At 37.5% G+C, this 14,791-nt stretch carries 11 protein-coding genes; 6 read left to right on the top strand and 5 right to left on the bottom strand.

Annotated features, from left to right (window positions below; translation table 11 throughout):
- Window positions 1–13 precede the first annotated feature (13 nt).
- Together hslU and hslV are read right to left on the bottom strand one after the other, a co-directional pair.
- Window positions 14–1,324: an ATP-dependent protease ATPase subunit HslU gene (gene hslU, locus ACFIK6_RS02435; RefSeq protein ID WP_375641627.1), complete on the bottom strand. Its 1,311-nt coding sequence runs from the start codon at window positions 1,322–1,324 to the stop codon at window positions 14–16.
- The gene (gene hslV, locus ACFIK6_RS02440; protein WP_375641628.1) at window positions 1,325–1,906 is read right to left on the bottom strand and encodes an ATP-dependent protease subunit HslV; all 582 of its coding nucleotides are present in this window, start codon (window positions 1,904–1,906) and stop codon (window positions 1,325–1,327) included.
- Between the two features lie 220 nt (window positions 1,907–2,126).
- Between hslV and ACFIK6_RS02445 the strand changes: the two genes are divergently transcribed.
- The 4 genes from ACFIK6_RS02445 to ACFIK6_RS02460 all read left to right on the top strand — a co-directional run bounded on the left by ACFIK6_RS02445 (window position 2,127) and on the right by ACFIK6_RS02460 (window position 6,646).
- Window positions 2,127–3,116, top strand: a complete 990-nt coding sequence (locus ACFIK6_RS02445) for an asparaginase (RefSeq protein WP_375641629.1) — start codon at window positions 2,127–2,129, stop codon at window positions 3,114–3,116.
- A 121-nt stretch (window positions 3,117–3,237) separates the two neighbouring features.
- Complete coding sequence (coaA, locus tag ACFIK6_RS02450) at window positions 3,238–4,236, top strand: type I pantothenate kinase (protein WP_273722543.1); 999 nt, start codon at window positions 3,238–3,240, stop codon at window positions 4,234–4,236.
- Between the two features lie 13 nt (window positions 4,237–4,249).
- Complete coding sequence (locus ACFIK6_RS02455) at window positions 4,250–5,623, top strand: M17 family metallopeptidase (protein ID WP_375641631.1); 1,374 nt, start codon at window positions 4,250–4,252, stop codon at window positions 5,621–5,623.
- Window positions 5,624–5,782: 159 nt separating this feature from the next.
- On the top strand, window positions 5,783–6,646 hold the full coding sequence (locus ACFIK6_RS02460) for an NlpC/P60 family protein (RefSeq protein ID WP_375641632.1): 864 nt from the start codon (window positions 5,783–5,785) through the stop codon (window positions 6,644–6,646).
- Window positions 6,647–8,227: 1,581 nt separating this feature from the next.
- On the opposite strand, the gene mutT is transcribed toward ACFIK6_RS02460, so the two are convergent.
- From mutT to ACFIK6_RS02475, 3 genes are all read right to left on the bottom strand, one after another.
- Window positions 8,228–8,641: an 8-oxo-dGTP diphosphatase MutT gene (gene mutT, locus ACFIK6_RS02465; RefSeq protein ID WP_375641633.1), complete on the bottom strand. Its 414-nt coding sequence runs from the start codon at window positions 8,639–8,641 to the stop codon at window positions 8,228–8,230.
- Between the two features lie 125 nt (window positions 8,642–8,766).
- Window positions 8,767–9,999: a bifunctional glutamate N-acetyltransferase/amino-acid acetyltransferase ArgJ gene (gene argJ, locus ACFIK6_RS02470; RefSeq protein WP_375641634.1), complete on the bottom strand. Its 1,233-nt coding sequence runs from the start codon at window positions 9,997–9,999 to the stop codon at window positions 8,767–8,769.
- A gap of 131 nt (window positions 10,000–10,130) precedes the next feature.
- Window positions 10,131–11,084: a peptidylprolyl isomerase gene (locus tag ACFIK6_RS02475; protein WP_375641635.1), complete on the bottom strand. Its 954-nt coding sequence runs from the start codon at window positions 11,082–11,084 to the stop codon at window positions 10,131–10,133.
- 443 nt (window positions 11,085–11,527) lie between these two features.
- Here ACFIK6_RS02475 and secA point away from each other — a divergent pair, with 443 nt between their 5' ends.
- Together secA and ACFIK6_RS02485 are read left to right on the top strand one after the other, a co-directional pair.
- The gene (gene secA, locus ACFIK6_RS02480; protein ID WP_375641636.1) at window positions 11,528–14,245 is read left to right on the top strand and encodes a preprotein translocase subunit SecA; all 2,718 of its coding nucleotides are present in this window, start codon (window positions 11,528–11,530) and stop codon (window positions 14,243–14,245) included.
- Window positions 14,184–14,675 (top strand): Fur family transcriptional regulator, encoded by a 492-nt coding sequence (locus ACFIK6_RS02485; RefSeq protein ID WP_375641637.1) that lies wholly within the window; start codon window positions 14,184–14,186, stop codon window positions 14,673–14,675. Before secA ends, ACFIK6_RS02485 begins: the two co-directional genes overlap by 62 nt.
- Window positions 14,676–14,791: the final 116 nt, after the last annotated feature.

Consider the following 14,791-nt stretch of genomic DNA (forward strand, 5'->3'; position numbering starts at 1 on the left):
CAAGCGATAACTTTCAAAGAATAAAACGTGAAAGATCGATATCAGCAGCAAGCTCGCCAATAGATTTTCTCACATAATCGGCATCAATTGTAAACGATGTTCCAGCTTTATCAGGTGCCGTGAAAGAAATTTCATCCAAAACGCGCTCCATCACTGTTTGCAAACGACGTGCCCCTATATTTTCAATCCTTGCATTTAAATCTACAGCAATATCTGCTAAAGCATCAATTGCATCATCAGTAATTTCCAAATGAACCTCTTCTGTTGCCATAAGAGCAATATATTGCTTAATCAAACTAGCTTCTGGTTCTGTTAGAATGCGCCGTAAATCTTCTCTTGTTAAAGGGTTGAGCTCCACACGGATGGGCAAACGTCCTTGAAGTTCCGGTAATAAATCAGATGGCTTAGAAACATGAAATGCACCTGAGGCAATAAAAAGAATATGATCTGTTTTGATTTGCCCATATTTCGTACTAACCGTTGTTCCTTCAACCAAAGGCAAAAGATCACGTTGAACGCCCTCACGCGAAACCGCAGCACCAACTCCACCATCCCTAGTTGCAATTTTATCAATCTCGTCGATAAAAACAATACCGTCATTTTCAGCAACACGAAGCGCTTCTTGAATAATTTGCTCCTGATCAAGGAGTTTTTCAGATTCATCATCAATGAGCGGCTTAAAAGCATCCCTTACTGTTGTCTTACGGACTTTTGTACGACTGCCCATTTTGCCCAAAATATCTGATAAATTCATAATACCCATTTGTGCCCCAGGCATCCCAGGAATATCAAAGGTTGAAGCACTATTGCTATTATTATCGGCGACTTCAATTTCAATCTCTTTCTCATCCAATTCACCTTCACGCAATTTTTTGCGAAAACTATCACGGGTAGCGGGGCTGGCTGTTTTACCAACAAGGGAGTCTAAAACGCGCTCTTCAGCATTCACGTGAGCCTTTTCTTTTATTTCATCCCGTTTCTTTTCACGCACAAGAGAAATAGAAATTTCAACAAGGTCTCGAATAATTTGCTCAACATCACGTCCCACATAACCAACTTCAGTAAATTTAGTCGCTTCTACTTTAACGAAGGGTGCTCCAGAAAGTTTTGCTAAGCGACGTGCAATACCAGTTTTACCAACACCTGTTGGCCCTATCATTAAAATATTTTTTGGCATAACTTCTTCACGCATCGGCTCATCAAGTTGTTGTCTACGCCACCGATTGCGCAGTGCAATAGCTACAGAGCGTTTGGCATCATTTTGGCCAATAATAAAACGATCAAGTTCAGAAACAGTCTCACGAGGGGAAAATACAACACACATTTAAATAGCTTTCTCTAAAGAAGATAATTCTGTATCCAATGTTTCAATCGTAAAATGATCATTGGTGTAAACACAAATTTTAGCGGCAATAGCCATAGCTTTACGAGCAATAGTTTCTGCATCCAAATCTAAATCCATAAGTGCACGTGCTGCTGAAAGAGCAAAATTTCCTCCAGAGCCAATTGCCATAACCCCATCTTCTGGTTCTAAAACATCACCAAGCCCTGTTAGAGCCAAAGTTACTTTCTTATCAGCCACGAGCATCATTGCTTCGAGACGACGCAAATAGCGATCTGTTCGCCAATCTTTTGCAAGTTCGACACATGCACGCATAAGCTGATCAGGATACTGCTCAAGCTTTGTTTCCAATCTTTCCAGTAATGTGAAAGCATCTGCCGTAGCACCTGCAAAACCAGCAATAACCACTCCGTTCTTTCCAAGACGACGCACTTTACGTGCATTGCCTTTCATAATTGTCTGTCCAAGAGAGACCTGACCATCACCGGCCATCACGACTTTGCCACCTTTTCGTACCGTAATAATTGTTGTACCATACATTATGTCTGGCTTATGTTCTGTCATAAGGAAACTCCTTAATATTAACTTTACTTTTTAATATTGATTTCTTTTCATACAATGTAAAACTCAATTACTATTGTCCTATTTAAGAACATATACAACAAAACACAATGATTCAGCATAACTCAATTTGTTGAAAATGGAAAAATGATATCATTGTTGTCAATGTAAATTACTGCTAAATAGCTTTATATAAACAGTTTGTGCCTTTTAGAGGAAAATTATGAAAAAAATAGCCATAGGAACCTTAGGTGGAACAATTGCAATGACTGCTGATCGTTTTGGTCACATGCAACCGACTTTAACTTCAGATAACCTCATAAAAAGTGTTCCTGATTTAAATAACGTTGCTGATATTCATGCACAAACATTAACGCAAATACCAAGTGGATCTTTATCGTTTCAAATTCTTTTTGAAATAATCGAGTGGGCAAAACAACAAATAAAAGCTGGTGCAGAAGGTATTGTTTTAACACAAGGGACTGATACTCTAGAAGAAACAGCTTTTTTTCTTTCTCTTTATTGGAAGGAAGCTGAACCACTCATCATAACCGGCGCTATGCGCATGCCTCATGAAGCAGGTGCGGACGGCCCCGCTAACATTTTAGCAGCCACTCGTGTCGCAGCAGCCACACAAAGTCGTAACAGGGGCGTTCTCGTTGTTATAAATGATGCAATTCATTCACCTTATTGGCTCTATAAAAGCCATACCGTCAAAGTCGAAACATTTCAATCAGGTCTTGCAGGTATTTTAGGAACTATTTTAGAGGGAAAACTTATTTATTTCAATGATCAAAAACTTTTTCCGACAACGTTTGATCTTCCCCAAAACCACGATCATCAAATTGCACTCCTCTATTCCTCTTTATCATCTGGTGCACAATTAATGAAACTATGCCTCGAAAGTGGGTATTATGCTGGAGTTGTTATTGCTGGTTTTGGTGCAGGACACTGTAGTTTTCAAGAAGCAGACCTTGTACAACAATATGCACAAAAAATACCAATCATTATTGCTAGTCGTTGTTGTAATGGATCAACAACTCGTATAACTTATGGCTATAAAGGCTCAGAAATCGATATGATTGCTTCCGGTGCTCTCATGTCTGGTTATTTGTCAGCCGTAAAAGCGCGTCTACTTTTATGGGCTTTTTTAGCACAAGGGCACTCATTAGCACAAATCCGTGCGGACTGGAATGACTGGACTATAAGTTAATGAAAAATGATCTATTATCTTAAAGAAGAGAGCATGCAAAACAAAACTTATTTGAAAATCAAGCCGCTCATCTGTCTACTTTTAATCGATTGCTGCGGCAAAAAATTCTCGACCAATACAAATGATTGATACGACTATACAAAAAATTAATCAGGAAGATAATCTGGTTAAATCCGTTTCTGACCGATATTCGCCCTATCGTGTTTTTACTGCACAAGAATGGTCAGAGTTTCGTGCAGACACACCTCTTACTTTGACTTTTGATGAAATTAAGCGTTTACGCTCTATTGATGATCCTATCGATCTTAAAGAAGTCCAACGGATTTATCTTTCTTTATCGCGTCTGTTATCATGCCATGTTGAAGCAGTACAGGAACTTTTTCACAAACGTCAGCAGTTTCTCCATCAAGAAGAGAGTAGAAAAACGCCCTTTATTATTGGAATTGCTGGTTCTGTAGCAGTAGGAAAATCAACCACAGCTCGCATTCTTCAAGAACTATTGAAAAGATGGACATCCAGCCTTAAAGTTGATCTGATCACAACGGATGGTTTTCTCTACCCTAACACAATCTTACAGCAAAAAAATCGTATGAATCGTAAAGGATTTCCTGATTCCTATGACATTAAAAAATTGCTGTGCTTTCTTTCGGCTATAAAAGCAGGTATCGGAAATGTTCGTGCACCGCTTTACTCACATATGACCTATGATGTTCTAGAAAATCAGACAATTACCATTGATCGTCCTGATATTTTAATTATTGAAGGTATTAATGTATTACAGGTCAGTGATCTTCCTAAAGATGGGAAAGCTATTCCTTTCGTATCAGATTTTTTTGATTTTTCAATCTATGTCGATGCTGAAACAGAAGTCATTCGTCACTGGTATTTGGAGCGCTTTAAACGTTTGCGTAAAACAGCTTTTCAAAATCCTGAATCCTATTTTCATCGTTATGCTCTGCTCAGTGAAAAAGAAGCCTCAAAAATCGCTGAGGATCTTTGGCAAACAATCAATTTAAAAAATTTACAAGAAAATATATTGCCAACACGACCACGATCCAATCTCATTCTACGAAAAGGAAAAAATCATTTGGTCGAGTATGTCGCACTTAGACGACTATAAGGAACTCATAACTATGCAGCACTATCACGTTCATTTTACCTCAACGCGTATCGATAACAGTTGCCCTATCATCTTGGTAAACCAAAGAACTCTTGCCAACCTATCACTTGATGCGTCAACAACAGCATGGATAAAAGTTAATGACTTTACTGGTAAAGCAGGACAAATACTCTTTGTTCCTCATGAAACTGGGCATTTAAAAAAAGTTTTATTTGGAGTTGGCAATGGTAACGATCCCTTTATTACAGGACTGCTTGCTCAAAAACTTCCTGCTGGTCAATGGCATTTAGAAGGTACAACCTCTGATGAAATAAATGCTTATCTTGGATTAGCATTCGGTAGCTATCAATTTAATCGCTATCGTCAAAATTCTTCTTTCAAATCATTATCCATCCATGTCAATGAGGCCGTTGATCTTAATGAACTCCAACGAATTTATGAAGCTGTCTTTTTCGTCCGTGATCTCATCAATATTCCAGCCAATGATATGACCCCTGATGCTCTCGAAAAAGAAGCACGAAAACTAGGAAAAACTTATGGTGCTCATGTCCAAAGTATTTGTGGAGATGCTCTCTTAACCCATAACTTTCCAATGATTCATGCCGTAGGACGAGCAGGCAGTACTTCACCACGACTGATTGAATTACATTGGGGGCAAGAACATCATCCTAAAATAACGTTGGTAGGCAAAGGAGTAACTTTTGATACGGGAGGACTCGATATTAAATCAGCCAATAACATGTTGCTTATGAAAAAAGACATGGGGGGTGGAGCAAACGTTTTGGGATTAGCTAAGCTTATCATGGATGCCAAATTGCCTTTCCGTCTACGTGTTTTGATTCCAGCTGTAGAAAATGCAATTTCTGCCAATGCTTACCGACCAAGTGATATTCTCAAAAGTCGTAAAGGCTTAAGTGTTGAAGTAGGTAATACAGATGCTGAAGGGCGACTTGTCCTTGCCGATGCGCTCGCCTATGGTGATGAAGAAAGTCCACAATTCATGCTTTGTATGGCTACTTTAACAGGGGCAGCGCGTATAGCATTAGGACCAGATCTTCCCGCATTTTATTGTAATGATTCAATATGGGCACAAAAAATTTCTGAATCTGCTCACACTGTTTTTGATCCTCTTTGGCAAATGCCCCTTTGGAAACCTTATCAAGAGATGTTATCATCACCAATTGCTGATCTTAACAATGTAACTGGAAATAGCTTTGCTGGCTCTATAACGGCTGCTTTATTTCTTAATTCTTTTGTTGAAAAAGCTGAACATTTTGCACATTTTGACCTTTATGGATGGGTTCCAAAAGAAAAACCAGGATATCCTATTGGTGGATCAGCACAAACTATTCGTGCCCTTTATAATATTTTTAAAAATGAAGTTTGACACACAATATCCACAAAGATAAACAATTTTGCAGCTTAAAGAACAATTGCTATCGTCTGAAACGGTGTTCTTAGTTTTATTTGATAATAAAAACCTTACTAATACAATTTTCATAAGTTTGGTTAAAAGGTAAGAAGTAACAAAATGAAAAGAAAAAAGATGATCTCTAAAGACCCAAGGCTTTACGCATTCAGAGATGATCTAGCGGACCAACGCCTTGAAACAGAAGTTATAGCTCAGCGCTTTGTTCAAGGTGAAAAAAGACGTGTTAATACAGCGATTGCTGGACTTTTTAAAGAAAGTAGCAAAAAAAGTGAAAGACAAACAGAATGCTTATTGGGAGAAGAACTTCTCATTTTTGAAGAAGGCGAAACGATGTCGTGGGGGCAATCACTCAAAGATGGTTATGTTGGTTATATTGATACAACAGCCCTTTGTACATCAACTGTAAAACAAACGCATGTAGTTTCAGTACCACGTACATTTAAATATTTACACGCCGACTTACGTGGACCAATAGTGTCTCCGTTATCTATGGGAAGCAAAGTCAGTGTTGTTGATGAAATTGAAGTCCGTGACACAATGTATTCTATTCTTGAAAATGGAACAGCAATTATTACGAGCCATCTCAGCCCCATTGGACGTGTATATGAAGATTATGTCACAGTTGCAGAAACCTTTATCCGTACACCTTATCTTTGGGGTGGTGTCAGCGGTTTTGGAATTGATTGTTCGGGACTCATTCAGCTCTCTATGATGATGACCGATCAAATAGTTTTACGTGACACAGATATGCAGCAAGAAACTATAGGCAGTCCTCTTACAGATACTGATAAACTTCAACGAGGCGATTTAATTTTTTGGAAAGATCATGTTGCTATTATGGTTGATCACGCAAATATTATTCACGCAAATGGTTTTTCTATGGACGTTATGATCGAGCCCTTGGAAGAAGCAATTACCCGTATCGCTAAAAAAAATCAATATCCCATCGCAAAACGCCGTCCAATTCAAGAAACTTAATACATGCCTCCTATAAAAAATAATTAATTGAATATTTTTGTTATATAATAAATTGATTTATAAGGATAATTATCCATTATTCATTCTGTGTCAAGCATTCTAAATATCTTAAAATTCTCTCATTTCAAATCTGTTTTTATGTTGAAGCAATCAAATTTTCTTGCTTGTTCATCACAAACGGAATTGATGTATAAGTAAAAATGATTACGAAAAAAAATATCCCATCTGAATGCTCTCAAATGCCAAGAACTATCGTAACATTGCGACCGGCTTACTCCTTCATAAGCGTAAAGACAGGGCTCTCAATAGATTTTACATTATTTCCATGGGGGCTTTAACGTTATACTATTCACTAGTACCGGCACGAAATGGACTTTGGAGCGTTTCGAGATGCCTCTTTTAAATAAGCTCATGAATATGCAACACAATGCCGTTCTATATTACGTAAAGAACGTACCTCTCTCAATCAAAAGCGACATTTTTTGATCTTTTCTCGTAAAGTTCATATTCATTTAGAAATCTTTATTAATATTCGCCTACCTTTAAATACTGAGAAAACTCTTCAACCGGCTTACTCAATAACATTCTAAAATATCATATAGCAATCATAAATCGTATTACATAATTTGAATCAGAATTCTTGATATTATCATATTTCACTGTTTCAAATACCTTTATTACAAACCAATAGAGAAATAAGCGTATTCTTTTCAAAAAAAAATAGAAATAGAAATTATTACGCAGCTTTATCATTTCTTTTCCATTCAGTTTTATGTTTTTTTAATATAAAAAATAATATATTTCTCTTTTATATACTTACTTAGGTAGCTTTTTTCTTCATCTCTCATACCATAGAATGTATAATATATAATTCCCTGAAGAAGCCTTCTGTTCATGTTTTTCTTTTATATTTAATAATTCATTAACCGTATGTTTTATTTGTTTTAAAATTGTTGTTTAAATTACATACCACTCTTTTATTCGCACGTTATTGAACATTTTTTTGATTGACAAATCGTATAGCATCAAGAAAAATAAAAGGAAATTTATAATTATAAAACAATATGTTATTATATAATCATGTATTACAATGATGATTGAACCTTTGATCATGTAAAACAATCTCTAACAGCAAACACAAAGCATTTTTTGAAATTTTTCCTATTATCGATATCTCATGAAATAAATACTCCTGATATCTCTCAGTGCATCCAAACCTATCTCACAATGATACGCGTGGAAAGTATAACATACATTACCTACCATTATCTTTATGCTTATGAATCGTGCAAAGACATCATTACACACTTTGCCAATTCTCAATGTTACGATGCCCCTTGACTATTAGAAAGCGTTCTTTCAGCACGTATTTTATTTCTTTCTTAAATAATTTTTATCCACATAACTTTCCCCGCTTGGAACGTGCAAAAGAATGGTCTTGATTAATTTAACATAAAACACATTTGAAATGAAAAAAAATTTACGACTTTAGGCTTTTCCATTCAACATAAAAATTATAAATTATCATTTCAAATCAATATCTTGAATTTTATTTAAACAATATTTCCTACTTATAACACATTAAAGAAGATGATTTTTCAATACCTGAACCAATGGTTTATCAGCATCAGGCATCGGATATTTATCAAGATAACCAATAAAAACCCATTCTAAGTTTTGCCCTTCCCGCCCTTGCGCAACGCCCTCATAATGGTCACAAAGATACAATGGCATTAAGAGATGAAATGTTTTATAGCTATGACTTGCAAATGTTAAAGGGTGTAAATTATTTGGTTGAACATAAATACCAAGCTCTTCCTCTAGTTCACGAATCAATGATTCTTCCGGAGTTTCACCTTGCTCAACCTTGCCACCAGGAAACTCCCATAAACCAGCCAGTGATTTTCCTGCAGGACGCTGTGTAAGCAAAACACGATTATTCTGATCGAACAATGCGCATGAAACAACAAGAAGAATGGAACTTTTTATACACATATCACTCCCCAATAGGGAACATAAAGATAACTGTCTTTTCTATCATATCCCCTCTGCTCCTAAAAGAGCTCACATACCCTATTTTCTCTGAAAAATAATAAGCTGTTAAATATAAAGTGCATCCATTAACTTCTGTAATCGCTATTGATCATAACGTACTCTTTTGTTAAATCGCAAGACCAAACCGTCGCCGTGCCCTTACCCAAACCGATATCAACACGAATTGTGATGTGTTTACCTTGCATATAAGTCCCTATTGCCTCTTCACAATATTCAGGATCTCGTACGCCATTTACAGCCACACGATGCTCACCAAACCAAATCGTCAATAGATCACGATCGACTTCAACACCAGCCTTCCCAACTGCCATAACGACCCGCCCCCAATTCGCATCTTCACCAGCAATAGCTGTTTTTACAAGCGGTGAATTTGCAATTGATAAAGCAATCGTTTTCGCTGCATTGTTTGTTGTAGCGCCCATCACATTAACCTCAATTAAATGACGAGCACCTTCACCATCGCAAACAATTTGTAGTGCAAGTTCATGTAGAAGTGCACTCAATTGTTTCACAAAAACCCCATAACGCGGATCAGATTTACTTGTAAGACATGGAAAATGTTCTTTTCCTGTCGCAAACAACATAAGCGTATCTGAAGTTGAGGTATCACTATCAACAGTAATTGAATTAAAAGACCCCTCAACTGCCTCTGATAACATAGATTGGAGTGCATCCGAAGAAATAGCAGCATCACTAACCACAAACGATAGCATCGTCGCCATATCGGGTGCAATCATACCAGCACCTTTTGCAATTCCATTAATGGTAACACACTCTCCCCCACAGTCAAAAGTGCGCGTCGCAAGTTTTGGAAATGTGTCCGTTGTCATTATGGCTTTTGCAGCCTCCAACCAATTTCCCTCTTCTGCTGTCTCTACCATACTTGGTAAAAGATTGACAATACCCGATGCATCCATTGGCTCACCAATAACACCCGTAGAGGCTATAAAAATTTCATCTTCTCTAACCTTTAAAGCGTTCGCTGCTGCACAGATGATTGCATTGGTTGTGTGCTTTCCTTTGCTTCCTGTAAAAGCATTTGCATTTCCAGAATTCACAACAACACCCCTCGCAACCCCATGAGGAAGCGATGCACGACAATGCTCTACAGGGGCAGATGGACATTTTGAACGAGTAAAAACACCGGCCACACTCACTGGCTTATCGAATATGATGAAAAGAAGATCTGTACGATCTTTGTATTTAATCCCAGCTTCAGCTGTCGCTATCCGTACACCAGATAAGGGAGAAAGCGCCTGGATCTTTTGAGGCGCCAAAGGAGAGATTTTTAAAACCACAATATGCTTTCTATAAAAACAAATGAAATGACTGCAGATCAATAACCTCTCATAGAAAACTGCTAGGCTTTTTGAACAAACCTAACCTAACAAATTATCTATTAAAGAGGCTATCCACTTATTTTTCCTAGCTATTCCGTATCTTCTTCATCAGATGTCTCATCGGGAAGTAGCGTTCCATTTTGATGAAGTGACTCCATGATTTTTGCAACATTAGGATCAGGATATTTCACATCTATCTTGCTACGCAAATCAACAATCAGTTCTTGATAGCGCTTTTTTATAAGCTGTGTACGCAACATCTCTTTAACATCATCAAATGCAGGCGGTTGTTTTACACGACGATCTTCTAATTTAATAATATGCCAACCAAAAGGACTTTCAACGGGTTGTTTAGTGTATTCGCCAATTTTCAAACCAAATGCAGCATCTTCAAAAGGCTTGACCATTTGACCATGGCTAAAATAACCAAGATCACCCCCAACGGCAGCAGAACCATCTGTTGAACTTTTCTTTGCAATCTCTTCAAAATTTTCGCCTTTATTTAAATGCTTAATGATAGCTTCTGCTTCTTTTCTCGTTTTGACCAAAATATGACGCGCTTTAACCTCATCCTCTTTAGGTAAAGCAGCAACTTCTTGCTTATAAAGGGCTTCCAAATCAGTATCCGATATTTTGTCAACAATTGCCTGTTTAAAATAAAGCTGTTGAAGAACATTGTCACGCATGACTGCCATACGCTTATCGTAAGCTTCTGTCTTATCAAGACCTTTGCTTCTTGCTGCTTTTGCAAGTGCCTGCATATCTAAATAAGCTTTTAGAACCATCATACGGCGTTGCTCATCAGGGAAACGTGCTAAATTAGGATTTATTTCAAGCGCTAAATCATCCAATTGGCCTGCTGTAATATTTTTTCCATCAATGACCGCCATAACATGAGAAGGAGAAACGGCTTTTTCAGAAGCTTTCTCCAAAGTCTTTAAATCATTCGACGATGAATTCAAACCTTCTTGGGCTCTCACCCCTAAACTTGTACTTGCCAATAAAGTTGATGCTAAAAAAAGCGTAATAAAGTTAAATTTCATAAATATACTCCTTAAAAATGAAGGCAGGTTCAAGATTCCAATTTTCTTTACCATAACACTTTAATCTTTAAACATAGAGAAATAAATTAGTAATTTATTTTAAAAAAGCATAAAATTGTCCTTTTATCTCAGTCTCTCCAATCCTATCTAATGCAGATGAAAAACATAATAATAGAAAAAAATGACGTATTGTATCTTAAATTACTTTGTATTGTACCAGTTAAATAGCATACCTAAAGTTGACATAAGGCGCTTAGCCTCTTATCTCTACTTTACAATTAACGTGAAAAAATTGCACACCAGCAAGTATAATGATACCATCTGCATTTCGTGATTTCATGATATCTCTAATGATATTAGATAACTTGAAGAAAATGTAGAGTATGGGGAGAGCGTATGAATTACCCAACAAGAGTGACAACAATTAAAAGAAAGGGCCAGAGATGGTCAGTTTAGGTGTTTTTGCCCGTAAGTTTTTTGGTTCAGCTCATGAGCGACGTCTCAAAGCACTCCGCCAAAAAGTTGCACAAATTAATGCTTTGGAAGAACAATTCGTAAAATTAAGTGATGAGCAGCTTTGCCAAAAAACAGATGCCTTTCGTAAACGTCTTAGTGAAGGTGAAAGTGTTGATTTGCTCTTACCAGAAGCTTTCGCAACTGTTCGTGAAGCTGCAAAACGTGTTTATGACATGCGTCCTTTTGACGTACAACTTATTGGTGGAATGGTCCTTCACGACTGTGGTATAGCTGAAATGCGTACTGGTGAAGGTAAAACATTAATGGCAACTCTGCCAATTTATCTCAATGCACTGGAAGGTAAAGGCGTTCATGTTGTGACAGTAAACGATTATCTCGCCAGTCGTGATGCTGAAACCATGGGAAAAATTTTTAGTTTTCTAGGGCTTACAACAGGCGTGATTCTTCATGATCTTGATAGTGATGCCCGCCGAGAGGCCTATGCATGCGACATCACCTATGCCACAAATAATGAACTAGGTTTTGATTATTTGCGTGATAATATGGCCTTCGATCATAGTCAAATGGTCCAACGTGGACATCATTACGCAATTGTTGATGAAGTTGATTCGATTCTTATTGATGAAGCCCGTACACCCCTTATTATTTCTGGTCCTCTAGAAGATCGTACTGACTTCTATAACCTTATTGATACATTTATTCCTGCCTTAACTCCAGAAGACTATGAAATAGACGAAAAACAAAAAACAACGACCTTTACCGAAGTTGGTACTGAAAAAATTGAAAAAATGCTCGAACAAGCTGGGCATCTTAAAGGTGAAAGTCTTTATGACATAGAAAATGTCGCTATCGTTCATCATGTCAATAATGCTCTAAAAGCTCATAAACTGTTTGCTCGCGATAAAGATTACATTGTTCGCAATGATGAAATCGTTATCATTGACGAATTTACAGGGCGAATGATGCCTGGGCGGCGTTATTCTGAAGGACTTCATCAAGCGTTAGAAGCTAAAGAGCATGTTGCTATTCAACCAGAAAACCAGACACTTGCTTCCATCACTTTCCAAAATTATTTCCGTATGTATAGAAAATTATCTGGCATGACTGGAACTGCAACAACAGAAGCCGAAGAATTCAGAAATATTTATGGTCTTGACGTTGTTGAAGTCCCTACAAATTTGCCAATACAACGTATTGATGAAGATGATGAGATTTATCGAACAGCAGAAGAGAAATATCGGGCGATTGTGCGTGATATCCGTCAAGCACACGAAAAAGAACAGCCTATTCTTGTTGGAACAACCTCTATTGAGAAGTCAGAACAATTGGCAGAGCGTTTGCGAAAAGAAGGCATTACCGATTTTAGAGTCTTAAATGCTCGCTATCACGAACAAGAAGCATACATCATTGCGCAAGCAGGAGTTCCTAGAGCTCTCACCATCGCAACCAACATGGCAGGACGCGGTACGGATATACAGCTTGGTGGTAACGTTGAAATGCGCATCCGACAAGAGTTACAGGATATCCCCGAAGGTCCAGAGCGGACAGCTAAAATTGAAGAAATAAAAAAAGATGTTCAGAAGCTTAAAGACAAAGCTTTAGCGGCTGGAGGGCTTTACGTTATCGCTACTGAACGTCATGAAAGCCGTCGTATTGATAACCAGCTTCGTGGACGCTCTGGTCGCCAAGGCGATCCGGGTCGCTCAAAATTCTTTCTCTCTCTTCAAGATGATCTTATGCGTATCTTTGGCTCCAACCGTATGGATAGTATGCTGCAAAAACTTGGATTGAAAGAAAATGAAGCTATTATCCATCCATGGATTAATAAAGCCCTTGAAAAAGCACAAAAAAAGGTCGAAGCACGAAACTTTGAAATTCGTAAAAATCTGCTAAAATATGATGATGTCATGAATGATCAACGCAAGGTTATTTTTGAACAGCGTATGGAGGTCATGAACGCAGATGATTTGTCAGAAATGATCCTTGAAATGCGCAATGAAGTCGTAGAGGATCTCGTAGAGGCTTATATCCCATCAGGGACATATTCTGAAAAATGGGATGTAAAAACTCTCGAAGAAGAGCTTCGACAACTCTTTAATCTTGAGCTTCCAGTGGAAGAATGGGCAAAAGAAGATGGAATTGCCGAGGAGCAAATTTTAGAGCGTGTATCAGATGCTGTTACAAAACTTGAAAATGAGCGTACTGAGCGCTATTCCCCAGAAGTTATGGCTTATTTTCACAAAGCAGTATTGCTCGAAACTATTGACACGTTATGGCGTGAACATCTGGTAAGTTTAGACCATTTACGTTCTGTTGTTGGTTTTCGTGGTTATGCGCAGCGAGATCCACTCAATGAATATAAGACAGAATCATTTGAACTCTTTCAAAGTATGTTGAAAAATTTGCGCCGAATTGTCACTTCTAAGCTTATGCGCTTTGAAATCATTCAACAACCAACAGAACCGACCATGCCTGAGCAAACTGATGCTTCTTCTTCTGTCTTTAATGATCAAAGTCAAGAAAATGCTCCCACTTTATGGGCACGATCACAAGAAAATAGATTTGTTAATCCACAAGATCGTGACCCTAACGATATAACGACATGGGGAAAAGTTGGACGTAATGAGCGTTGTCCTTGCGGTTCAGAGAAAAAATACAAACACTGTCATGGAGCCTTTGTTTGAAAAGCAAACTATGAAAATGAATAAAAAGCGAAATTATGAGCAAGAATTGCGCACAGCTGGTTTAAGAGTAACACGTCAACGACGAGTTATTCTTGATATTTTGACTGATACAAATGACCATCCCAATGCATTTGAAATTTTTCAGCGTGCAAACAAAATAGATTCGAATATTTCACTCTCAACTGTTTATCGAACCATGAAAATATTAGAAGGAAATGGAACAATTCATCGCCATAGCTTTAGCGGTGGTCCATCTCGTTTTGAGCAAGCAGATGGGCAACATCATGATCATCTCATTGATATAGAAACAGGACAAGTTATCGAATTTCATTCTGATGTTATTGAAAAGCTGCAAGAGGAAATTGCAAAATCTCTTGGTTATGATATTATTCATCACCGCCTTGAACTTTACGGAAAAAAAAACTCTTAAAAAATTGACCATATATTATGAGATAAAACACCTCAGGCAAATCAAATTTTATAAAAATTTACCTTTAAAATATAATAGTTTTCATTGGCAAAAAAAAAGAATTGCTTTATCACCCC

The organism is Bartonella sp. AS69XJJH (assembly GCF_042195585.1).
Lineage (GTDB): Bacteria > Pseudomonadota > Alphaproteobacteria > Rhizobiales > Rhizobiaceae > Bartonella.

Excerpts from the sequence above, each read along its gene's own strand:
- ACFIK6_RS02475 (WP_375641635.1), bottom strand. The coding sequence starts at position 11,084 with ATGAAATTTAACTTTATTACGCTTTTTTTAGCATCAACTTTATTGGCA.
- hslV (WP_375641628.1), bottom strand. The coding sequence starts at position 1,906 with ATGACAGAACATAAGCCAGACATAATGTATGGTACAACAATTATTACG.
- coaA (WP_273722543.1), top strand. The coding sequence starts at position 3,238 with ATGATTGATACGACTATACAAAAAATTAATCAGGAAGATAATCTGGTT.
- ACFIK6_RS02445 (WP_375641629.1), top strand. The coding sequence starts at position 2,127 with ATGAAAAAAATAGCCATAGGAACCTTAGGTGGAACAATTGCAATGACT.
- ACFIK6_RS02485 (WP_375641637.1), top strand. The coding sequence starts at position 14,184 with ATGAGCGTTGTCCTTGCGGTTCAGAGAAAAAATACAAACACTGTCATG.
- ACFIK6_RS02455 (WP_375641631.1), top strand. The coding sequence starts at position 4,250 with ATGCAGCACTATCACGTTCATTTTACCTCAACGCGTATCGATAACAGT.
- hslU (WP_375641627.1), bottom strand. The coding sequence starts at position 1,324 with ATGTGTGTTGTATTTTCCCCTCGTGAGACTGTTTCTGAACTTGATCGT.
- ACFIK6_RS02460 (WP_375641632.1), top strand. The coding sequence starts at position 5,783 with ATGATCTCTAAAGACCCAAGGCTTTACGCATTCAGAGATGATCTAGCG.
- secA (WP_375641636.1), top strand. The coding sequence starts at position 11,528 with ATGGTCAGTTTAGGTGTTTTTGCCCGTAAGTTTTTTGGTTCAGCTCAT.
- mutT (WP_375641633.1), bottom strand. The coding sequence starts at position 8,641 with ATGTGTATAAAAAGTTCCATTCTTCTTGTTGTTTCATGCGCATTGTTC.